Source organism: Micromonospora sp. WMMD710 (genome assembly GCF_029626045.1).
Classification (GTDB): Bacteria; Actinomycetota; Actinomycetes; order Mycobacteriales; family Micromonosporaceae; genus Micromonospora.
Genome location: NZ_JARUBD010000001.1, coordinates 5,817,305 through 5,839,828 on the forward strand (window position 1 = coordinate 5,817,305; position 22,524 = coordinate 5,839,828).

Annotated in this window: 16 protein-coding genes, 1 tRNA gene and 1 pseudogene; 11 read left to right on the top strand and 7 right to left on the bottom strand. The window is 72.1% G+C overall.

Going from position 1 to position 22,524, the window contains the following annotated elements:
• Positions 1-32 precede the first annotated feature (32 nt).
• Both O7620_RS26975 and O7620_RS26980 read left to right on the top strand, forming a co-directional pair.
• Positions 33-2,702, top strand: coding sequence for a right-handed parallel beta-helix repeat-containing protein (locus O7620_RS26975; protein WP_278125907.1), 2,670 nt, complete (start codon positions 33-35; stop codon positions 2,700-2,702).
• A 152-nt stretch (positions 2,703-2,854) separates the two neighbouring features.
• Positions 2,855-5,533 (top strand): right-handed parallel beta-helix repeat-containing protein, encoded by a 2,679-nt coding sequence (locus O7620_RS26980; RefSeq protein WP_278125908.1) that lies wholly within the window; start codon positions 2,855-2,857, stop codon positions 5,531-5,533.
• A gap of 304 nt (positions 5,534-5,837) precedes the next feature.
• Here the strand turns inward: O7620_RS26980 and O7620_RS26985 are convergent.
• Both O7620_RS26985 and O7620_RS26990 read right to left on the bottom strand, forming a co-directional pair.
• A tRNA-Pro gene (locus tag O7620_RS26985) sits at positions 5,838-5,914 on the bottom strand.
• Positions 5,915-6,050: 136 nt separating this feature from the next.
• A complete protein-coding gene (locus tag O7620_RS26990; RefSeq protein ID WP_278125909.1) occupies positions 6,051-6,944 on the bottom strand; it encodes a metallophosphoesterase in 894 nt (297 codons plus the stop codon).
• A 25-nt stretch (positions 6,945-6,969) separates the two neighbouring features.
• Between O7620_RS26990 and O7620_RS26995 the strand changes: the two genes are divergently transcribed.
• Entirely contained in the window at positions 6,970-7,425 is a 456-nt protein-coding gene (locus O7620_RS26995) for a GatB/YqeY domain-containing protein (protein WP_151488026.1), read from the top strand.
• A gap of 166 nt (positions 7,426-7,591) precedes the next feature.
• Here O7620_RS26995 and O7620_RS27000 read toward each other — a convergent pair whose 3' ends face one another.
• Positions 7,592-10,015 carry a transglycosylase domain-containing protein gene (locus O7620_RS27000; RefSeq protein WP_278125911.1) on the bottom strand — a complete coding sequence of 808 codons (2,424 nt, stop codon included), beginning with the start codon at positions 10,013-10,015 and terminating at the stop codon, positions 7,592-7,594.
• A 404-nt stretch (positions 10,016-10,419) separates the two neighbouring features.
• On the opposite strand from O7620_RS27000, the gene O7620_RS27005 reads away from it, so the two are divergent.
• Positions 10,420-10,740: a WhiB family transcriptional regulator gene (locus O7620_RS27005; protein WP_151488028.1), complete on the top strand. Its 321-nt coding sequence runs from the start codon at positions 10,420-10,422 to the stop codon at positions 10,738-10,740.
• A gap of 6 nt (positions 10,741-10,746) precedes the next feature.
• Here O7620_RS27005 and O7620_RS27010 read toward each other — a convergent pair whose 3' ends face one another.
• The 3 genes and pseudogenes from O7620_RS27010 to O7620_RS27020 all read right to left on the bottom strand — a co-directional run.
• Positions 10,747-11,898: an ArsA-related P-loop ATPase gene (locus tag O7620_RS27010; RefSeq protein ID WP_192580115.1), complete on the bottom strand. Its 1,152-nt coding sequence runs from the start codon at positions 11,896-11,898 to the stop codon at positions 10,747-10,749.
• A gap of 54 nt (positions 11,899-11,952) precedes the next feature.
• Positions 11,953-12,930, bottom strand: coding sequence for an ArsA-related P-loop ATPase (locus O7620_RS27015; RefSeq protein ID WP_278125912.1), 978 nt, complete (start codon positions 12,928-12,930; stop codon positions 11,953-11,955).
• Between the two features lie 26 nt (positions 12,931-12,956).
• Positions 12,957-13,403, bottom strand: a pseudogene (locus tag O7620_RS27020) (hypothetical protein); the annotation flags it as partial.
• A gap of 784 nt (positions 13,404-14,187) precedes the next feature.
• Between O7620_RS27020 and O7620_RS27025 the strand changes: the two are divergent.
• From O7620_RS27025 to O7620_RS27055, 7 genes are all read left to right on the top strand, one after another.
• A complete protein-coding gene (locus O7620_RS27025; RefSeq protein ID WP_278125913.1) occupies positions 14,188-14,673 on the top strand; it encodes a hypothetical protein in 486 nt (161 codons plus the stop codon).
• A gap of 44 nt (positions 14,674-14,717) precedes the next feature.
• Positions 14,718-14,873 (top strand): DUF4177 domain-containing protein, encoded by a 156-nt coding sequence (locus tag O7620_RS27030; protein ID WP_007466198.1) that lies wholly within the window; start codon positions 14,718-14,720, stop codon positions 14,871-14,873.
• Positions 14,874-14,928: 55 nt separating this feature from the next.
• Entirely contained in the window at positions 14,929-15,390 is a 462-nt protein-coding gene (locus O7620_RS27035) for a RidA family protein (protein ID WP_151488032.1), read from the top strand.
• A gap of 120 nt (positions 15,391-15,510) precedes the next feature.
• On the top strand, positions 15,511-16,347 hold the full coding sequence (locus tag O7620_RS27040; protein WP_278125914.1) for an MBL fold metallo-hydrolase: 837 nt from the start codon (positions 15,511-15,513) through the stop codon (positions 16,345-16,347).
• The gene (locus O7620_RS27045) at positions 16,344-19,943 is read left to right on the top strand and encodes an adenylate/guanylate cyclase domain-containing protein (RefSeq protein WP_278125915.1); all 3,600 of its coding nucleotides are present in this window, start codon (positions 16,344-16,346) and stop codon (positions 19,941-19,943) included. Before O7620_RS27040 ends, O7620_RS27045 begins: the two co-directional genes overlap by 4 nt.
• Positions 19,944-20,056: 113 nt before the next feature.
• The gene (locus O7620_RS27050; protein WP_278125916.1) at positions 20,057-20,590 is read left to right on the top strand and encodes a hypothetical protein; all 534 of its coding nucleotides are present in this window, start codon (positions 20,057-20,059) and stop codon (positions 20,588-20,590) included.
• A 30-nt stretch (positions 20,591-20,620) separates the two neighbouring features.
• On the top strand, positions 20,621-22,120 hold the full coding sequence (locus O7620_RS27055; RefSeq protein ID WP_151488035.1) for a serine/threonine-protein kinase: 1,500 nt from the start codon (positions 20,621-20,623) through the stop codon (positions 22,118-22,120).
• Here O7620_RS27055 and O7620_RS27060 read toward each other — a convergent pair.
• The gene (locus O7620_RS27060) at positions 22,107-22,448 is read right to left on the bottom strand and encodes a hypothetical protein (RefSeq protein WP_151488036.1); all 342 of its coding nucleotides are present in this window, start codon (positions 22,446-22,448) and stop codon (positions 22,107-22,109) included. The two genes, O7620_RS27055 and O7620_RS27060, sit on opposite strands and share 14 nt — an antisense overlap.
• Positions 22,449-22,524: the final 76 nt, after the last annotated feature.

Below are 22,524 nucleotides of genomic sequence, written 5' to 3' on the forward strand. Positions count from 1 at the left end.
TGATCATGATCGACAGAAGACGGGGATGGTTCATGGGCAGTCGCTGGTTTGCCGGGTTCTTAGTCGTACCCCTTGTCCTGGGTGCCGGTGGCCTGGCCGGGCCGGCAGCGCCGGCCAACGCGGCGGTGCCCGCGCGGGCCGCGGTGCCCGTGACCGCCCAGCCGGCCGCCCAGGCCGTCCTGCCGACGGAGCTGTCGGTGGACCAGCAGCGTTGCTCGGCCACGGGTGGCACCGGCAGCAGCGACGACCCGTTCTGCACGATCTCCGCGGCGGCGGCCGTTGTCCAACCGGGACAGACCGTGCTCGTCGAGCCGGGGCACTACGAGGAGGTGCTGACGATCAGGCGTTCCGGTACGCCCGAGGCACCGATCACCTTCCGTGCCTCGGCGGTCCGGGGAGACGTGCGGATCGGCAAAGTCCGGTCCATGGAGGGGCCGACCACCGGCAGCGTCATCATCTTCGCCGGGGTGCACGACGTGGCCCTGCGAGACTTCGTGGTGGAAGGCGTGAGTGGGGCGCCCGCCGTGACGGTGGACGGCTCGACCCGGGTCACCATCGATGGCAACGGCATCCGGGGTGCGACGGCGTCCGGGGGAGTGCGGATCACCGGTGCATCCCGTGACGTCACGGTCAGCCGCCAGTGGTTCCTGATCGGCGGCGGGCCGGTGGTGGCCGTCGGGGCCGGCACCGTCAACGCGGTCGTCGTCGGTAACCAGGGCTACAGCCGCGTCGGGATGGTCGTCACCGACGCCCCGGACACCGTGGTCACCGGCAACACCATCATCACCACGTGTGGGAGGGGAATCGACGTGGCCGGCGACTCGCCGGGCGCGAGCATCCGGAACAACATCGTCGCGACGGCGGGCAGCGTCCGGCAGGTCTGCGCTGATCCGGCGGCTGCCGCCGCGATCACCGTGGCCGCCGGGTCGACCGCTCGCAGCGTCGTCGACCACAACCTGATCGATCCGGTCAGCGGCGGTCCGTTCTACGTCTGGGGCGGCACCGCACACACCACGCGGGACAGCTTCGTCGCGTCCACCGGTCAGGGTGTCAACGACCTGGCGACGAACCCGGGGATCGACATCGTCGACATCAACTACTGGCGGAGCTGGATCACACTGCGGCCGGGATCTCCCGCCATCGACTCGGCGGACGGCTCCGCCCCGGGTGCCCTGCCGAGTGACATCCTGGGTAACCCGTACAGCGACGACCCGAGCGCCGCCAACACCGGCACGGGCAGTGGTTACCGGGATCGGGGTGCCTGGGAGCGCCAGGGGACGCTGGACGCCGGTGCGATCGACATCCGGCGGGCGGCCGGCGGTGGTCCCCTCGACACGGTGGCGACCATCACCCCGACCCACAGTTGGCCGGTCGAGCGTGAAGAGGGCCGCTACGCGTTCCAGTTCGGCGACCAGACCGTCGCGCGCATCAGCGACGTGCCGCGAGCCAGCTACACGTACCGCCGGGCGGGGGTGTCCTGCGTCTCCTACTACGTCAGCCCGAACGGATTCCGCCGTGTCAACGGCGGCGTGGGGACCACCGATCGGGCCTGCACGGTGACCGGCTCGTACTACACGGCGGTCGCGCCGACGCGGCTGCTGGACACCCGTACCGCTCTCGGCATTCCGACCACGGTGCCGGTTGCCGCCGGCGGCCGGGTGACGCTCGACCTGCCCCAGGTGGCGGGCGTACCGGTCGCCGACATCAGCTCGATCGTCCTGAACGTCACCGTCACCAGCCCCACCACTGCCGGTTTCCTGAAGGTCTACTCCAACGCCACAGGCGCCATCACGTCGAGCGTCAACTTCGTGGCCAACGAGACCGTGCCGAATCTGGTCACCGTGCCGGTGCGCGACGGCCGGATCTACCTGGAGAACGCCAGCGGGGGGACGGTCCACCTGGTCGCCGATCTCCAGGGCTACTACAGCGCCCACGGCTCGGGCTTCGCCCCGATGACACCGACGCGGGTGCTGGACACCCGCTCGGCAGCTCCGGTCGCCCCGAACGGCGACCTGCACGTCGACCTCTCCGACGTCCTCCCGGCCGACGTGACCGCCGCGATCCTCAACGTCACGGTCACCCAGCCGACGACCGCCGGGGTGCTCACCGTCTACCCGGACGGTACGCCGGTGCCGATGGCGTCCAACCTGAACTTCGTGGCCGGGCAGACGATCCCCAACCTGGTCACCGTGCCGGTTCTCGGCGGTAAGGTGGCGATCCGCAACGTCAGCTCCGGCACCACCCACGTCGTCGCCGACCTGGCCGGCTACTTCGGGTCCGCGGCCTCCGGGGCGACCCAGAGCTACGTGCCGTACGGGCCGTCCCGGATCGCCGACAGCCGCACCGGCGACGGCCTGATCGACCGCACCGCCGGCCCGCTCGAGAAGCAGGCGGTGGCGAGCGTCGAGGCGTGGTACTACAAGGCGTTCGACGGCGCTGACTGCGGTTCGGACTGCCCCGCCCCCACCGCCGTCGTGGCCAACCTGACCGTCACCGCTCCGACCACCGCCGGCGTACTCACGGCCTTTCCCCACCGGACGACGCCCCCCACCGCCTCGAACGTCAACTTCGTCGCCGGCGAGACGGCCTCCAACCTCGCGGTCATCAAGACCCGGGACGCGGTGATCTCCCTGTACAACAACAGTTCCGGCAGCAGCCACGTGCTCGTCGACCAGGCGGGCTACTTCATCGCGGCCGCCTGAGTTCACGCCGCCCCTCGCCCGCACCGGGCGAGGGGCGGCGTCCTCGAGCCAACTGATCACGGTCGTTCCGGCGGCAATTGCGGTACGCGGGCCGGCGCGGGCCGGGATAGGCTGCCGCCGCACTCATCTGTCGATACGTCACGGGGGCGTAGATGAAGAGACGTGGACGGTCACTGCTCGCACTCATACCGCTGGCGGCGGGCGCGGTCCTGTCGGGGCCGGCGGCCTCCGCCGCGGCCGGGCCCGCGCCGGTCGTCGCGCAGGCGGCCACACCGGCCAACGAGGTGTACGTCAGTGAGAAGCACTGCGACTGGCTGACCGGCGGCGACGGGAGCATGGCGAACCCGTACTGCATGATCTCCTCGGCGGCCGAGGTGGCGCAGCCGGGGCAGACCGTGCTGGTGCAGCCCGGCAACTACGAGGAGGGGGTGTTCTTCACCCGCTCCGGCACCGAGGGCGCGCCGATCACCTACCGCGCGGTCAACGGCCCCGACGGTGAGGTTCATGTCGGCGCCTACGAGAACACGTACATCAGGGACACGGTCTTCCACCTGTACAAGGTGCACGACATCGTCCTCGAGGGCTTCTCCGTGCACGCCTGGGGCAGCGAAGAGACGATCGTGGTGAACGGTTCCAGTCGGATCACACTGGACGGTCTCGCGGTCCGCAACTACGAGGACGCGCCGGGGCTGATCCGCCTCACCGGTGGGTCGAGTGACGTCACGGTCAGCCGCAACTTCCTCGCCTCGTACACCAGGGTCGCCGGTGTGGCCGTGGACGCGGGGGTCAGCGGGACGGTGGTGAGCGGCAATGCGTTCCGGGACAGCCGGATGGTCGTCGCGGACGCACCGGGCACGGTGGTCACCGGCAACACCATCGTCAACCGCTGCGACGCGGGCATCCTGGTGACCGGAGCCGCGCCGGGGGTCTCGCTGCGCAACAACATCATCCAGACCGCGGACGGTGTCGCCAGCAGCCCCAGCCGGTGTGCCACCCCGTCGCGTGCGACGGCGATCTCGGTCTCGGCCGATTCGACGCAGGGTACGACCGTCGACCACAACCTCATCGATCCGACCAGCGGTGGCGCACCGTACGACTGGGCCGGCACCGCCCACCCGACCCTGGCGAGCTTCCAGGCCGCGAGTGGCCAGGGTGGCCACGACCTCGTCGGGCCGGCGGGGATCACCGGCCCGCAGGGCTCGGTGTTCGGCTGGTACCCGCTCACCCCCGGGTCGCCGGCGATCGACTCCGCCGACGCGACCGCGCCCGGTGCCCTCCCGACGGACCTGCTGCGCAACCCGCACGCGGATCCGCCGGACGTGAGCAACACCGGCACCGGTCCGGGCTACCACGACCGGGGCGCGACCGAGTACGTCGGCACGGGCGCGCTCGGTGGCAAGTCGTTCCGCCGCAGCGCGGGTGGCGACCCGTTGGACGCGGTCGCGACCCTCACGCCCAAGCTGCCGTACCCGACCGACGGCCCGGGCGGCACGGTGGCGTTCAAGTTCGGTGACGAGCGCTTCTGGCGGGTCGGCCACAGCCCGTCCATGACCTACACGTTCCGCCGCGCCGGCCATGTCTCGGTCACCGGCTGGATCAACTACCTGGGCTTCCGCAAGGCGGACCGGGCCGTCGTGACCGCCGCCGGTGACATCAACGTCGGTCAGATGGGCACGATCGTCGGGGCCACCTACCACCCGGTCGCTCCCGCCCGGCTGCTGGACACCCGTAGCGCCGTCGGAGTGCCCACGAGGACGGCGGTGCCCGCAGGCACCGAGGTCGTCCTGCCGATCGCCGGCATCGGCGTTACGCCGGCGGCGGACATCACCGCCGTGGTGCTCAACGTGACGGCCACCCAGCCGTCGATGGCGGGCTTCCTCACCGTGTACCCGGACGGGACGGCGCTGCCCAGCGCCTCGAGCGTCAACTTCGTCGCCGGCGAGACGGTACCGAACCTGGTCACCGTGCCGATGAGCAACGGCAAGGTCCGGATCCGCAACGGCAGCGGCGGTACGGTGCACGTGATCGCCGATCTCCAGGGCTGGTACGGCGCTGCCGGCAGCGGCCTGAAGACGCTCGCACCGACCCGGGTGCTGGACACCCGCGGCGCGGGCGCCACGGCGTTCCCCGCGAACACGACCCGCCAGGTGGACCTCTCCGCGGCCCTGCCGTCCGACGCCACGGCGGTCATCCTCAACGTCACGGCGACCGGCGCGACGGCTCACGGCGTGCTCAAGCTGTTCCCGGCTGGCGCGGCGGTGCCGGTGGCGTCCAACCTGAACTTCGTCGCCGGGCAGACGATCCCGAATCTGGTCATCGTCCCGGTGACCGGCGGCCGGGTCAGCATCCACAACGAGAGTTCCGGCAGCACCCACGTCGTCGCGGACCTGGCCGGCTACTTCGGTTCCGCCTCGTCCGGTGCCGCCGACAGCTACGTGCCGATGTCTCCGGCCCGGATAGTGGACACCCGGCAGGGCTCCGGCCTGCTGGACCGGTGGGAACGCGCCCCGCTTCAGCCTCGGGAGGATGTCCGTTTCCTGCCCTGGTTCCGGGACGCCGACTGTGTTGACGGCTGCCCGGCTGCGACCGCCGCGGTCGTCAACCTGACCGCCACCGAGCCCACCACGCCAGGTGTGCTCACCGCGTACCCGGCCACCGGGACGGCACCGCCCACCGCGTCCAACGTCAACTTCGTGGCCGGCGAGACCGCCTCCAACCTGGCGGTGGTGCGAACGGGTACGGCCGGCCAGGTCAGGCTGTTCAACAACAGCGGCGGGACCACCCACGCTGTCGTCGACCAGTCGGGCTACTTCATCGCACCCGCCGTCTGACGATGACCAGAGCGGCCGCCGGCGGCGGCCGTACGGCCACGAGTGGACGTGGCCCGACCGCCGATGCTCCGCCGATCTCGTCGACGGGGCGGTGACCGCCGGCCGGGTGGCACAGGCCGGTCAGGATGTGCAGCACCTCGGTCGGACGTCCAGGACTCTGAACACCTCCACCCACTCGGCCCGTGACCGGGATCGCAGGGGGTCCTCACGCCGATTGCTGCCGTGCAAGGTCCCAGGGTGGGCAGGCAGCCCCGAAAACGAATCAAGGCCCCTCGGTGGAGGGGCCTTGACCTGCTCTTACCTCTGGTCGGGGTGGCCGGATTCGAACCGACGACCTCTTCGTCCCGAACGAAGCGCGCTACCAAGCTGCGCCACACCCCGAGGCGTGCCGACAAATAGTAGCCCACCCGCCCCGATGGTCAAACTCGGTACCCCGCCCGGACGGATCTCGCCACCGGGGACGGCGCGGGGTGCGGCGGCGCCGGCGGGGTGCCACCGGCGGTGGCGGGGGTGCGGGTCAGCGGGGGATGAGGGTGAGGATGCTGGCCTCCGGGGGGCAGGCGAAGCGGACCGGCGCGGTCGGGTGGGTGCCCAGGCCGGCGGAGACGTGCAGCCAGGAGTCCGATCCCGGCCACCGGTGCAGGCCACGCGCCATCGAGCGGGGCAGCCCGCAGTTGGTCACCAGCGCCCCGTAGCCCGGTACGCAGACCTGCCCGCCGTGGGTGTGCCCGGCCAGCAGCAGTCCGAAGCCGTCCGCCGCCATCTGGTCGAGCACCCGCGGTTCGGGGGAGTGCGTCAGCGCGATGGACAGGTCGGCCGACGACGAGACCGCGCCCGACACGGCCGGGTAGTCGTCCCGGTCGATGTGCGGGTCGTCCACGCCGACCACGTCGATCTGCCGTCCGCCGGCCTTCAGGGTGGTCCGCGCGTTGTTGAGGTCCATCCAGCCGGCGCCGGTGAACACCTGGCGCAGCTCCTCGTAGGGCAGGTCGACGCCCTCGGTGTACTCCCGGTCGGGCAGGAAGTAGGTGAACGGGTTCTTCAACACCGGCCCGGTGTAGTCGTTGGAGCCGAACACGAACGCGCCCGGATAGTCCAGCAGGGGTTGCAGCGCCCGCAGCACGCCCGGCACCGCGCCGGGGTGCGCCATGTTGTCGCCGGTGACGACCACCAGATCCGGGTCGAGAGCGGCCAGCGACGCCACCCAGCGCTGCTTGCGCGCCTGGTCGGGCATCATGTGCAGGTCCGACAGGTGCAGTACGCGCAGCGGCTCCGCGTCGGTCGGCAGCATCGGCACGTCGTACCGCCGCAGGGTGAACATGTTGCGCTCGACGAGCGACGCGTACGCGAGGGTGGCCGCGCCGACCGTGGCGGTTCCGGCGGCAAGCCGGAATAGTGTGCGCTTTCGCATGGCGTTCAGGGTAGTTTGACCGACCATGAGCACGCTGAAGGACCGCCTCACCGCCGACATGCGTTCCGCGCTCAAGGCGCGCGACGAGCTGACCACCTCCACGCTGCGGATGGCCCTGGCCGCCGTCGGCACCGCCGAGGTCGCCGGCAAGGCCAAGCGTGAGCTCACCGACGACGAGGTGCTCGCGGTGCTGACCAAGGAGTCCAAGAAGCGCCGCGAAGCGGCGACCGCGTTCGCCGACGCCGGTCGCTCCGAGCAGGCCGCGAAGGAGACCGCCGAGGGTGAGGTGTTGGACCGCTACCTGCCCAGGCAGCTCTCGGACGCCGAGCTGACCGAGCTGGTGGCGGGGGCGCTCGCCGAGGGCGGCTTCACCGGCAAGGCCCAGATGGGTCCGGCGATGAAGGCGGCCCAGGCCGCGGTGGCCGGCCAGGCCGAGGGTGGCCGGGTGGCTGCCGAGGTACGCCGACAGCTCGGTCTCTGACCCGTCGGCTCTGCGGCGCGCGGCACCTGCCCCCGGCAGCGGGCGCGGCCCTGCGGCGCGGATCGGTAACTCTGTTCGCGGCCGTCCGGCAGCGGCAGGTCCGGCCAGACGAAACGGGCGGGCACCCGACGTGGGTGCCCGCCCGTTCGTGCGTACTGCTGGTCGATCAGCCGCCGGGGCGGCCAGGTGGGTTGCCGGGTTGGCTGGGCTTGTTGCCGGCCGGCGGGGTGCCACCGCCGCTGCTGACCTGGATGGTGACGACGCCGCCCTTGATGGTGCGCCCGTCGGGGCTGGTGCCGGCGGCGGTGCCCGCCGGGCAGGACGACGCCACCTTCGTGTCGGAGACGACCGCCTCGAAGCCCGCGCCCTTGATCCGGGACTTCGCGGTGTCCACCGGCTGGCACTTCACGTCGGGGATGCTGCGTTGGTCACCTTCGGAGATCTTCTGGCCCGGAGGCTCGAAGTTGATGCGCGGCTTGCCCTTCATGGCGTCCCGCAGCGTCTCGTACACCGGCGGGTTGATGCCGTCCTTCTCGGCGTGCTTCATCTTGACGTTGGTCTGCGCCCAGTCCGGGTCGGCCATGATGCCGGCCACCGCGTACTGCTTGGTCATCGCGACGATGGAGGCGGTCTTTCCCGAGTCGGTGGTGCCGGTCTTGCCGGCCACCGGCGCGTCGACGATGCCCTTGACCACGCTGGCGGTGCGGCTGTTGCCGCACTTGCTGGTCGAGGAGTTGTCGCCGAGCGGGCAGCGGGCGGCGTCCACGGCGGCCCGGGCCACGTCGGTGCTGAACCGCTTCTCGCAGCGCGGGTTGGCGACGTCGAGTTTCTTGCCCTCGGGGTCGCGGATCTCCTGCACCGGGATCGGATCGCAGTACTTGCCGTCTGCCGCGAAGGTCGCGTACGCGTTGGCCAGGTCCAGTGGCGTGGTGGCGGAGACGCCCAGGGTAAAGGCACCCCACTGGTGCGCTGCCTCCTTGGTCCCGCCGAACTTGGCGTCGCTGCTGGACCGTAACTGGATGCCGGCCCGCTTGGCGGCGTCGACCACGTTCTCCGCACCGACCTGCTGCTGTAGCGGCACGAAGTAGGTGTTGATCGACTGGGCGAACGCGGTCCACATGTTCTGCGGGCCGGCGGCCTTGAGGTTGGCGTTCGTCGGGCAGTAGAAGTGCGTGCCCTTACAGGCGGCCGGACTGCTGCTGTCGATGATGTACTCCGACTTGAACTGCTGTGGCGCGTTGATGGTGTAGCTGAGCGGTATGCCCTTCTCCAACGCGGCGACGATGGTGAAGAGCTTGAACGTCGAGCCGGCCTGGTACCCGGCGACGCCGTCACCACCGGTGATCAACGGGTTGACGGTCGCCGGGTAGTTGCCCCGGATGCCCTGCTTGCTCTTCGCCGGATCGCTGGACAGTTTGTTCTTCGGGTGCCGCGGGTCGTCGAGCTTGAACTGCCGGTTCACCGCGAGCGCCCGTACCCGGCCGGTGCCGGGCTCGACCACCGCGACCATGGCGGCTTCCTTGCTGTTCTCGCTCTTGGCCTTGCGGACCGCCTTGTCCGCGCTCCGCTGCGCCTGCACGTCGATCGACGTCACGACGGTGTAACCGCCGCTCTTGAGCCGCCGCTCCCGGTCGTACGTGGTCGAGCCGAACGTCTCCTGCTGCATCCACCAGCGGTAGAAGTAGTCACAGAAGAAGCCCCAGCTGTTGACGTTGGCGGCGATGCAGCCGTTCGGGGTGCGCTTGTCCTTCACCGTCAGCTTCGTCGCCTTGGCGGCGTCGGCCTCCTGCTGGGTGATGGCCTTGATGTCGACCATGTTCTGGATGACGTAGTCGCGCCGGTCCAGGGCGAGCGGGTAGCCGGCCTTGGTGGTCGGGTCGTTGGTGGTCGGCGCCTTCACCATGCCGGCCAGCAGCGCCGCTTCCTCGATCTTGAGCTTGCTCGGCGGCTTGCCGAAGTAGACCTGGCTGGCGGCGTAGATGCCGTACGCGCCGTTGCCGAACGAGGCGAGGTTGAGGTAGCGGGTGAGGATCTCGTCCTTGGAGAACTCCTTGTCGACCTGGAGGGCCAGCCGCATCTCGCGGAGCTTGCGGGCGCTGGTGTCCTCGGTCGCCGCGACCACGTCGGCCGGGTGAGTGGCCGAGTAGGCGATGGCCAGCCGGACGTACTGCATGGTCAGCGTCGACGCGCCCTGCCGGCCGGAGCCTTCGCTCTGGTTGTTCACGAACGCGCGGGCGACACCGTTGATGTCGACGCCGTTGTGCTTGTAGAACTCATGGTCCTCGGCCGCGATGATGGCCTTCTGCATGTACGGGGAGATGTCGGCGAGCTTCACGTCCCGCCGGTTCTCGTCGTACATCGTCGCGAGCGGTGTCTTGCCGTCCGAGGCCAGCAGGTAGCTGATCTGTGGCGCGCGGGCCACCGTCAACTCCGTCGGCAGGGCGCCGAAGGTCTCGGCGCCGGCCTTCGCGGCCAAGCCGGACATCGCCACTGCGGGGAAGGCCGCCGCTGCGACCACCACGCCGGCCAGTAGGCCACACACAAGCAGCGATGCGGCGTTGGTCAGCACATTGTGGTCACGTTTCCGCATCCAGGTCACCTCGACAGGGTACGCGAGTAGGGAACGAGGGGCGCTGGGGCGTTCTTTCCCCATTTCCTGCGCGCGCTGCCCTCGTTGTGCTAAACGCATGACCCCCGGTGCGTGGTTGCGTGTGACCTGCCGCGAGTCTCCTCCGATCGGAAGAGGCCGCGCAGCGTTTTCGCCGACCTCGGCGGGGTAACCGGCGGTCGAGCGCCCGGGAAGCCGGGACTGTCCGGAATGATGGATTTCGTCGACAACGTTGCGTAATCAGTCGACTACAGAGCATGATGGGGGCGGCGACAGCGCCACATGTCGTCCGCGCCGCCTTGGGGAAGGCGGGCCGGGCGATCGGGGGGAATTGCCGGCTGACGTGCATCGAGGTCGGTAGGTACTGCAAGGGGGGACGTGTACACATGGGCATGATCACTGACTGGCCGTCGCTGGCGGCGTGTCAGAACGGGGACCCGGACGCGTTGTTCGTACAGGGCGCCGAACAGAACGTGGCGAAGCGGATCTGCCGGAGCTGCCCAGTTCGGTACGAGTGCCTGGCCGACGCACTGGACAACCGGATCGAGTTCGGTGTGTGGGGTGGCATGACCGAACGCGAACGCCGGGCGTTGCTGCGTCGTCACCCTCAGGTGACGAGCTGGCGCAAGATGTTCGAGGCCGCGATGAAGAAGAACAGCAAGGACAAGTCCGGTAAGGACAAGATCCTGGTCAGCGCGGCCACCTGACGCCGATCACGGCCGGCTGATCGCCGTGCCGATCGTCCGCAGCCCGTCGACGTCGTGCACGTCGGCGGGCTGCGCCGTCACCGACACCGCCGGCACGGCCGGGAACGCCTCGGTGAACCGCGCGGCCACCTCCTGCTCGCGTACCGCCTGGCGGGCCAACGCGGCGTGCGCCCGCAGCACGTCGGCGGTGGCCTCATGCCCACCCAGCTCGGTCAGCCGCTCCGCGGCGGCCCGGCTCTGCGCGGCGTCCAGCTCCGGCACCGCCGGCCGGTGCACCCGGTTGAGCACCAGACCGGCCAGCGGCATCTTCTCCTCCCGCAGCCGGCCGGCGAAGTAGGCGGCCTCCCGGACCGCGTCCGGCTCCGGGGCCGCGACCAGCACGAATGCCGTCTCCCGTGCCTGCAGGATGCGGTACGTCTGCTCGGCTCGCTGCCGGAATCCGCCGAACATCGAATCCAGTGCGGCCACGAACCCGGACAGGTCGGTGAGCAGTTGCGCGCCGAGCACCTTCTGCACCACCTTCGAGAACATCCCGAACGAGGCCGTGACCAGGGTGAACATGCTCCGGCCGCCGCTGCGGGCCGGAGCCAGCAGCAGGCGCAGCATCCGGCCGTCGAGGAAGCGGGACAGCCGGGCCGGCGCGTCCAGGAAATCCAGTGCCGAGCGCGACGGCGGAGTGTCCACGACGATCAGGTCCCACTCGCCGCGGGCGTGCAACTGGCCCAGCTTCTCCATCGCCATGTATTCCTGCGTGCCCGCGAAGGTGGAACTCATCGCCTGGTAGAACGGGTTCGCGAAGATCTCCGCGGCCTTCGCCGGATCGGTGTGCTGAAGCACCACGTCGTCGAAGGTGCGCTTCATGTCGAGCATCATGGCGTGCAGTTCGCCGCCGCTGGTCTCGACGTCGATCCCCTTGACCTGGCGGGGGGTGTTGTCCAGCTCGGTCAGGCCCAACGACTGGGCGAGCCGGCGGGCCGGGTCGATGGTGAGCACCACCGTGCGCCGGCCGTGCTGCTCGGCGGCCCGCAGCGCCAGCGCCGCGGCCGTGGTCGTCTTTCCCACCCCGCCGGCACCGCAGCACACGATGATCCGCACGCCGGGGTCGGCGAGGATCTGGTCGACGTCCAGCCGCGGCGCCGCGTCTTCGGAAGGCACCAATCGAGCGTATCGGGCCGCGTGGGTCCGTGCGCCCGTGCCGAGCTCAGGTGTGAGTCAATCCGCCCTGACGAGGGCCTGGGCCAGTGTCGTGAGACCCGCCCGGTCCACCCCGTCCGGCAGCAACGGCAGCTCCACCATCGGCAGCCCCAACTCCACCAGGTCGGCCCGGAGCGAATCCTCCAGCTCGCGGCGGATGAGTTGGTCACGGGCCTCGTCGTGCAGGCCGGCCACGATGTCCCGGTCGGCCGGCAGACCCGCGGCGACCAGCCCGCGCTTCAGCTCCGCCGCGGTGACGGCCCGACCGGCGGGCAGTGGCGGGCGGGTGCCGTTGACGATCACCTTGCCGACGCCGAAGCCGAGCGAGGTCAGGTCGGCGATCGCGTCCACCGTCTCCTGCACCGGCATCTCCTCCAGCAGCGTGACCACGTGCACCGCGGTCATCGGGGACCGCAGCAGCGCGGCGACCCCTTCGCTCTGGGTCTTGATCGGGCCGACCTTGGCCAGGCGGGCCGTCTCGGCGGTGACGTTGAGGAACCGGCCGATCCGCCCGGTCGGCGGGGCGTCCAGCACCACCGCGTCGTACGCGCGCCGTTGACCCGAGGTGCGGGTGGTGGCCTCCTTCACCTTGCCGGTGAGCAGCACGTCGCGCAGGCCGGGGGCGATGGTGGTGGCGAAGTCGATGGCACCGAGCTTGCGCAGCGCCCGGCCCGCCGCACCCAGCTTGTAGAACATGTCGAGGTACTCGAGCAGGGCCTCTTCGGCGTCCACCGCGAGCGCGCGCACCTCACCACCGTCCGGCGCGTCCGTGAGGTGCCGCTCCTCGTAGGGCAGCGGGTCGATGCCGAAGAGTTGGGCGATGCCCTGCCGGCCCTCGACCTCCACGAGCAGGGTGCGCCGGCCGCCGGCGGCCAGCGCCAGGGCCAGCGCCGCCGCCACGCTGGTCTTGCCGGTGCCGCCCTTGCCGGTCACCACGTGGAGACGCGCCGACCATCCGGTACCGGCCGGGTCGGTCGGCCGCTCAGCTGCACACACCCGTCGAGCCTATCCAGGCCCGCGGGTCACGCGACCTCGCAGACCCACCAACCCGTCTTCTGCACCACCGTGAAGCGCAGGTCCTGGTCGGCCACCTTCTCGTCGGCGGTGGTCATGGTGACCCGGGTGGAGACGGTGGCCCGGTCCCCGGTCTGGTTGTCCACCTTCGGGGTGGTCCACCGGAAACGGGGGTTCTGGTACTCGGAGGCGTACTTCTGCACCTCGGCGACCTTCGCGGAGATCTTCTTGTCGTCGCGGGACGCGGCGCAGACGTGGCTGGCCGCCTTGCTGGCGTCGCGATCCTTGTAGATCGCGGTGAGGAACTCGTCGACGGCCACAGCCGGCTCCTTGGCGCCCTCGCCGTTCTCGGCGTTGCGCAGGGTCAGGAATGCCACCGCGCCGCCGCCCACGCAGAGCACCATGATCACGACCAGCGCGATCGCCGCGATCAGCAGGCCGCGCTTCTTCTTCGGCGGCTCGACGGCAGCCTGGTAGGGCGGGTAGGCAGGTGGTGGCGGCGGGATCGACCCCGGGGCCTCGGTGCCCGGTTCCGACGGGGCCGCCGCGCCGCCGGAGGTGTCCGGCTGGGGGACACCGGCCGGCGCACCGGGCTGGGTGGGGACGGTCGGCTGCGCCGGGAGCGCCCGCCGGGCGGGCTGCGCGGGAAGGGCGAGCTGGCCGTGCCGCTCGGCGGCGGGCGGCTGCGCGGGCTGAGCGGGGGTGGACCGAGCGCCGGGCTGCCCGGAGGTGGCTGCCGGGACGCCGGGCTGCCCGGAGGTGGCTGCCGGGGGGCCGGGCTGGCCGGAGGTGGCTGCCGGAGCGCCGGGCTGGCCGGCGGTGTCCGGGTCGGCCGACGGGAGAGCGCGCGGGCCGGCCTGGTCGCCGCTGGGCGGTTGGGTCATCTCGTTCCCCCGGGGGTGCGGCGCCCGGCCGCCACCGGTGGCGCCGAGCGTGATCGAGCGGGCGGCCGGGCGCAGCGCGACCGTCCGACCGGAAGGGTAGCGGTCAACCAGGGGGTCGGTGTCGCCCCTACTGCGCCGTCCGGCCCATCGGCTCGACCGACCGGACGGCGAAAACAGTCGTAGTCGGGATTCCTACCTCCAATGTGTCACATATGTGACTCTACGTGACTGATCGTGCGCGCCCTGTTGGCGGGACTGCCGCTGCGGACCTACCTTCGTCCCGGCGCGGGGGGCCGGAATGGACGAATCGTCCGGACGGTAAGCGAGATCCGACTGGTACGACCGGAGGCAATGCATGCGCGACGCGGACAACATCCCTCGCACCCAGTTCCCGACCAACGACCGGCTCCGCCGGACGGGTTCCGTGGGTGAGGCGGCCGGCGGGCTGTTCGGCAGCCTGCCTGTCAACGAGCGGTCGTACCGTCGGTTTCCCGAGCCGCCGGAGGTCGTCCGCGCGTCCAGCCGTCCCAACGAGCGGGTCCGGGACGACGACGAGCCGGGCTTCGTCATCCACCTGCCGATCCGGGTGCCCGACCTGGCGGCGGCCACCGTGCTGGCCGGTCGGGTCGCGGAATCCCTGGGTTTCCTGCCGGAGCTGGACGCCGGCGAGACCACCGTGTCGAACGCCGACGACCAGAACAACCGGCACCGGGTCTTCTGCGACCTGCTGCTGCCCGACCGGTCGCGCTGCCCCCAGGGGTACGAGCACGCCGGGCCGTGCGGTGAGCTTCCGGCGCCGCCGGAGCAACGTCCCGCACCTCGCTCGGCCAGCGGACCGTAGGCTGTGCCTCGAACAATTCCGCACCGAGAGGGAGCCCTTCAGCGATGCAGAAGTGGGAATATTCCACGGTCCCGCTGCTGGTCCACGCGACCAAGCAGATCCTCGACAACTGGGGCGAGGACGGGTGGGAGCTCGTCGCCGTGGTCCCCGGCCCGAACCCGGACCAGCTGGTCGCCTACCTGAAGCGGCCCAAGGCGTGAGCGCGAGGAGTGCAGCGCAGCGGAGCCCCGCAGTCGCGAACCACGGGGTGACGCGATGAGCAGCGGCCCGCACGCGAAGCTCGCCGAGCTGGGTCTCGAACTGCCCGAGGTGGTGCCGCCGGTGGCCAGCTACGTGCCGGCCGTGCAGTCCGGGCAGCACGTGTACGTCTCCGGTCAGCTTCCGATCGCCGAGGGGAAGCTGCTGGCGACCGGCAAGGTCGGCGCCGGCATCTCCGCCGAGCAGGCGAAGGATCTGGCCCAGCGCTGCGCGCTCAACTCCCTGGCGGCGGTCGATTCGCTGGTCGGTCTGGAGAACGTGGTCAAGGTGGTCAAGGTGACCGGATTCGTGGCCTCCGCGCCCGGCTTCACCGGCCAGCCCGCCGTCATCAACGGCGCCTCCGACCTTTTCGGCACCGTCTTCGGCGAGGCCGGACGCCACGCCCGCAGTGCTGTAGGGGTGGCCGAACTCCCCCTGGACGCCCCGGTCGAGATCGAGCTGATCGTCGAGGTCGCCTGACCCGTCCGCCTCCCGCGATCTTGCACTTTCTGCCCCGACGAATGTCGTGAACGGGCACGAATCAGGTGCCGCAAGTGCAAGATCGCGGGGCGTGGCGAGCGGGGTCGTACGATCGCAGCCATGAGTGGGCACGTGACGGGGGCGGTGGCGGCGCTTGCCGACGAGCTGCCCCGCTGGGTTTCGCTGCTGCGTGCTCCCAACCCGGGGCCGATGACCCTCGACGGCACCAACACCTGGGTGCTGCGCGCCCCGGAGGCGGACCACTGCGTCGTGGTCGACCCGGGGCCGGCCGACGAGGGGCACCTGGCCCGGATCGCCGAGCAGGGCCCGGTCGGGCTGATCCTGATCACCCACGGCCACCTCGACCACACCGAGGGCGCCGCCCGGCTGAGCGAGCTGCTCGGCGGCGTGCACGTCTTGGCCGTCGACCCCGCACACACCATCGGCGGTGACCCGCTCACCGAGCCGGCCGAGCAGCTCGGCGGCTTCGGCCTGGAGATCCGCCTGCTGAACACCCCCGGGCACACCGCCGACTCGGTCTGCTTCCTCGTCGAGCACGGCGGCGAACGGGTGGTGCTGACCGGTGACACCATCCTCGGCCGGGGCACCACCGTCGTCGCCCACCCGGACGGGCACCTCGGCGACTACCTGCGCAGCCTGGAGCTGCTCTCCGCGTACACCGGGATCCCGGCTCTGCCGGGCCACGGCCCGGCGCTGGCCGACTGCGCCGCCGCCGCCGACTTCTACCTGGCCCACCGGCACGCCCGGCTGGACCAGGTCCGGGCGGCCGTCGACGCTGGCGCCCACACCCCCGCCGAGGTGGTCGGGGCGGTCTACGCGGACGTGGACCGCTCGCTGTGGTGGGCGGCCGAATGGTCGGTCCGTGCCCAACTGGAGTATCTGGGCGTCGGCACCGGGGAATCAGCGCCGGGGGTCAGTGGGTTGGAGCACACGTGACCTGCCCGGTGTGCGGAACCGTCGCCGTACCCGGCGCACGGTTCTGCCACAACTGCGGTGCCGCGCTGCCGGCCGCCGCGACGTTGCCGGCGGCCGAGCGCCGGGTCGTCACCGTGCTCTTCGGCGACCTCTCCGAATTCACCTCATGGTCGGAGGATCTCGATCCGGAACGCGTCGGCGCGGTCACCGACCGGGTGCTCGCCGCCCTCGCGGGCGCGGTGAAGACCTTCGGTGGGCACGTCGACAAGCTGACCGGCGACGGGATCATGGCGGTGTTCGGGGCCCCGGTCGCGCACGAGGACGACGCCGAACGCGCGGTCCGTGCCGCCCTGTCCATGCAGCGGGCGGTCCGCCGGGTGCTCGACGACGAGCGGGGCGGCGGTGCGCCGCTCGGGCTGCGGGTGGGGCTCAACACCGGTGACGTGATCGCGGGCATCCAGGCCGCCATCGAGTACACGGTCATCGGGGACACGGTGAACACCGCCGCTCGACTGGCCGACGCCGCCGCCGTGGGCGCGGTCTACGCGGGTGGCCGGACCGCCGCCGCCACCCGGCACGTCGCGTCCTGGCGGGCGCTGCGTCCGCTGCGGCTCAAGGGCAAGCGTGAGCCGGTCGAGGCGTACGAGCTGCTGGGTCTGCTGGACGCGCCGGGCACCCGTTCGGGGCTGGGCGACGAGGCACCGTACGTGGGCCGGGAGACCGAGATCGGCCGGGTGGCCGGCCGGCTCGCCGAGGTGATCGACCAGGGCGACCCGCGGGTGCTGTTGATGACGGCCGAGGCGGGCATCGGCAAGTCCCGGTTCGCCGCCGAGGTGGAACGCCTCGCCGCCGGGTACGACGTGGGCGCCGGCCGGTACGCCGCGCACACCGGCGCCCGGGTGCTCTCGGTGCACTGCGCCGCCTTCGGTGAGCGACGCCGACTCGCGCCGCTGGCCGACCTGGTCCGCGCCGCCGTAGGCCTGCCGAGTGACGCGGCCACCGCGTTGACCCGCCCCGCCGTGGAGGAGCGGCTGCGTCGGCTCGGCCAGCGGCTCGTCCGTGCCGACGCGGACACGCCCCCGATCGCCGTCGACCAGTTGCTCGCCCTGCTCGGCTACGCCGAACTCCCCGTGCACGCCGGCACCGACAACGGCGAGTGGGGCGGCGCGGGCGTGCCAGCCGACGCCGAGGCGGTGCCGAACGCGGTCGCCGACCTGCTCAGCGGGCTCGCCGCCGAGGCACCGCTGGTGATCGTGGTGGACGACCTGCACGACGCCACCGCCGAGACGATCCGCGCCCTCGGGGTGACCCTGTCCCGGCTCACCGGCCCGGTGCTGGTGCTGCTGCTCGGTCGGCCCGAGCTGGTGCGTACCGCCGGCGCCCTGACCCGGGTCGCGGACGCCGAGGTGCACTCCCTGCCGCCGCTGCGCGGCGCCGACGCGGCTCGGCTGCTCACCAGCTATCTCGGCGGCGGCAAGCTGCCCCAGGCCGACGCCGACCGGCTGCTCGCCACCGCTCAGGGCAACCCGTTCTACCTGGCCGAGCTGGTCACCCTGCTCATCGAGCGGGGCGCGCTCACCACCGCCGAACGGCCCGCCCCCGGCGTACGGGACCAGGGTCCGGCGTCCGGCTGGCGGTTGGTGCCCGGCTCACTGGGCAGTCGGCTGCTCTCCCGGGACCTCGCCGCCGTGCTGGCCGCCCGGATCGACGCGCTGCCGACGGACGCCCGCTCGGTGCTGCGCGACGCCGCGGTCGTCGGTGACACGGTGCCGACCGGTGCGCTGGAGGCGCTGCGGGAGCAGCGCGCCGGCCGGGACGGCCGGCCGTCGGCGGTGGTCGCTGTGGAACTCGACCGGGCCGTGGAGGAGCTGCTGCAACGCCGGATGCTGCACCGCACCCGTGCCGGCTACGCGTTCGCGACGCCCCTGATGCGGGAGGCCGCGTACGCCGGGGTGAGCAAGGCGGAGCTGGCCGAGCGACACGCCGCGCTGGCCCGCTGGGCGGCGCCGGTGGACGGGACTACGGCCGGCACGGTGGGCGGGTTCAGCGAGGAGGCCCGCGACGACTTCGTGGCGACGCACGTCGAGCGGGCCGCGAGGCTCGCCGACGCGGTGAAGCTGCGCCCCGACGCGCCGGCCCGGGCGGTGGGCCCGCTCGGGGTCGCCGCGCTCGGTCGGGCCGCCCGCCGCTCGCTGTCCGCCGGGGAGCCGGCGATGGCCGTGGAGTACGCCGAACGCGCCGCCGACCTGGCCCGCGACGGGGTGCCGCCGGCCGACCGGGTCGTGCACGCGCGGGCGTTGCTCCAGATCGGCCGGGTCGTCGACGCGCTCGCGTTCGCCGAGAAGATCGCCGCGAACACGGGCGACGAGGCGGTGCGGGCCAGTGCCCTGCTGCTCGCCGGTCAGGCCCAGCAGACCCTCGGCGACCAGGACCGGGCGGTGTCCGCCTGGCAGGAGGCGTTGCAGGTCGCCACGGCCGGAGGGCTGCCCTCCCTGCGCGCCTCGGCGATGCGCCGGCTCGGCATGGCCGACTTCGTGGGTGGGCGGTTGAGTCAGGCGAGCAGCCGGCTGGCCGCCGCGTACCAGGTGAGCCTCGGCGCGCAGGATCGGCGCGGGCAGGCGTGGTCGTTGCAGAACCTGGCCTGGGTGACCACCACCCGGGGTGACTTCGCCGGCACCGACGCGGTGCTCGGTCGGGCCGCCCGGCTCTTCGCCGAGCTGAAGGACCCGTACGGGCGTGCCTGGTTGCGGGGCACCACCGCGTTCGCGCGCCTGCTCGCCGGCCGGTTGGGCGAGGCGTGTCGGCTGGCGCAGGTCTTCCTGCCGTTCGGTGAGCGGGTCGGCGAGGCGTGGGCGGTGGGCACCCTGCGCGCGGTGGCGGCGTTCGCCACCGCCGAGCTGGGTGAGCTGGCCGAGGCGGACCGGGAGGCCCGTCGGGCGTACCGCGAGTTCGCCGCCGCGTCGGACGACTGGGGGCGCGGGTTCGCGCTGGTGGTCCGGGCCGTGGTGGCGCGTGGGCTGGGCGAGCCGGAGCACGCGGCGGACCTGCTGACCGACGCCCTGTCGTACGCGGAGCTGACCTCGCATCCGCTGCTCACCGGGATGGCCGGGACGCTGCGCGGCTTCGTGGCCCTCGACATGGGCGACTGCGAGACGGCCGAGCGGGTGGCCCGTGAGGTGCTGACCGCCGTGGAGCCGCACAACCCGCAGGCGCCGGCGCAGGTCGCGCCCCGGGTGCTGCTGGCCACCGCCCGGCTGGCCGGCGGTGACTCGGCGACCGCGGTCGGGCTGCTCGCACCGGTGGCGACCGCCGCCGCGAGCGCGCCGTCACTGCTCTTCTCCCGTCGCCAGACGATGGCCCGGTACGCGTCGGCGCTGCTGGCGCACGGCCAGCGGGAGCAGGCGTTGGACTGGGCGCGGCGGGCGGTCAGCGCACCGGCCGAGGACGTGCGCAGCCAGGTGATCGCGGCCGGTGTGCTGGCCGAGGCGTTGGCGGCCTGCGGTCACCCGCAGGAGGCCCGGTCCTGCGCGGACGAGGCGGTCCGCCTGGCGTACGCCACCGAGCAACGCAGCGAACGTGCCGCCGCGGACGCGCTGCGCCTCCGCCTCTCTTCGTGACCTGAATCTGGCGGTTTCGGGGATGTGGTTCGTCGGGCCCAGGGGCTAGCGTGGTAGCACCGTCGACCGGTCCACAGTGGTGGCCGTCGCCGTCGTGCCTGGGGAGGCCTTTCATGAAGCTGCCGCGTTCCGTCGCGGGCTGGACCATCGCGGTCTTCGGTGTGCTGGCGCTGGCGATGGGTGCGCTCGGGCTGCTCTGGCCGGAGGCGCAGCTGCGCATGTTCGGGTTCGAGGTGCCGGCGACCCGTGCCGCCGGTGACTACACGGGCACGTTCCTGCTGGCGTCCTCGATGGCGGCGTTCAACATGGGCGTTTACTACCTGCTCGCCACGGTCACCGAGTGGCGGGTGTTCTACCGGTTCACGGTGGTCTTCCGGCTGGTCACGTTCACGGTGTTCACCATCGCGGTGCTGGCCGACATCGCGCCGGACCGGTTCTTCGGGGTGGCGGCCTGGGAGGGGCTGGGCGCGGTGGCCACCGCGATCGGTCTGCGCCTGGACGCCCGCAGGGCCGCGTCGGGCGACACCGACGCGACGTCCGGCGGTGCCGATGGGACGCCCTCCGGCCGCGACGTGACGTCGTCCGGTGGCGGTGCGGCGGGCGACGTCGGGGACGCCGGGGCCGCTCCGGCGGACGCGGTGCGCTGAGCCGTCGGCCGGGTTGGGTATTTTCGAGCAGTGACCGACACCCCGACCGGCGGCTTGCCGGTGCCGATCGTGCCCGGTCTGACCGATTTGCGGGTCTTTGCCAGGGGCGGTTACGCCACCGTCTACCAGGCCACCCAGATCTCGGTGGGGCGCGAGGTCGCCGTCAAGGTGGAAAACCGGACGCTGGGCAACGAGCGCGACCAGGCCCGCTTCCTGCGTGAGGCGCGGGCGGCCGGCCGGATGTCGTCGCACCCGCACGTGGTGGATCTCTTCGACGTCGGGGTCACCGTCGACCAGCACCCCTACCTGATCATGGAACTCTGCGACGGGTCGTACGCCGAACGGATGCGCACCTCGCCGCTGGGCCCGGTCGAGGCCCGCGATCTCGGCATGAAGATCGCTGACGCGCTCGCCCACTCCCACGCAGCCGGAGTGCTGCACCGGGACGTGAAGCCGGCGAACATCCTCTACTCGAACTTCAACTCGGCGGTGCTCGCCGACTTCGGCCTGGCCGTGCTCGCCGAGGCCCGGGACGCCTCGGTCACCCTGGAGGTGCTCACCCCGGCGTACGCGCCGCCGGAGATGTTCAGCCACAGCCCGCCGTCGCCCGCCGTCGACGTGTACGCCCTCTGCGCCACCCTCTACGCGGTGATGCACGGCCGGCCGCCGCGCTGGCAGTCCGAGCGCAATCCCAGCCTGGTCACCGTGCTGGAGATGTTCAACCAGCCGCTGCCCGGCCTGCCGGGCGTGCCGGACGAACTGATCGACGTGCTGCGCGCCGGCATGGCCAACGACCCGGCCGAGCGGCCCTCCGCCCTCGAACTGCACGAGATGCTCGCCGGGCTGCCCCTCGGCCCACCGTCGGCGCCGGTCAGCGGTGCCCCGGTCAGCGGAGGCGCGACCTACGCCGGCCCGTACGTCACCAGCCAGCCGCTTCCCCGCCCCGCCGTCGAGGACGCCCATCCGACGGCCCCCGCAGGTCGGCGCTGGCGGCGACGCTGGTTCCTCGGCGGTGCGGGTGCGCTCGCGCTCGCCGCCTCGGCCACCGCCGGTGCCTGGGTGGCCGATAGTTCACCGCCGGCCAACCCGTCGCCCTCGGCCAGCCAGGTCGCCGCGCTGGCGACCGGGCCGCTGCCCGGCTGCACCACCGGCCCCGGCGCACCGACCGCCCTGCCCGACGGTGCCCGTTGCCTGCCCGAGCTGGAGTGCTTCGGCCCGATGCGGATCCGCGGGACCCGCGCCGAGGCGGCCCGCGTCCCGTGCGCGGGGACGCACACCTGGGAGACGTACGCCGAGGGTCTGCTGCCGGTGTCGCTGGTCGGCGCCGAGTACGACGAGGTGGTCGCCGCCGAACCGGTACGGCAGGTGTGCAGCGCCACCACCTTCCGGTTGACCACCGGGATCGCCGAACCGACCGGCTGGCACCTGGAGGTGCTGCCACCCGTCGAGGGCAGCGTCGACCGCGCCTACCGCTGTCTGGCCGGGCGGGGCGTGAACGCGCTCAGCGCGCCCACCCTCACCGATCGCTGAGCCCGTCCGACCCGCGCCGCCGGTCGCGTACCGCACGTAACGCGTCCCGGCTGTCCAGCGCGTCGAGGGTGTCCGCGTCGATCCCGTACGGCATCAACTCGGGTGGGCCGGCCGCTGCCGGACGATCCGCCGGCTCGGGCGTGTCACGCTGTCGGGCGGCGGAGGTGGCGACCCCGGCGACGGTGGCCAGTAGGACGCAGAGCAGCGCGAGCACCACGCCGAGCAGATCCTGCCGACGCCAGACGATCACTGTGGCCAGCAGCGCGAGGGCTCCCAGCGCCGCGACCACCGCGACCGTCCGCGCATCGGGCCTGGGTAATTGACTCACCCCTCCAGCATGTCCGGCCCCGGTCGGCTGTCAACCGGAGAGCCGACGCCGCGCCGATCGTCCAATCCCGCCGGGT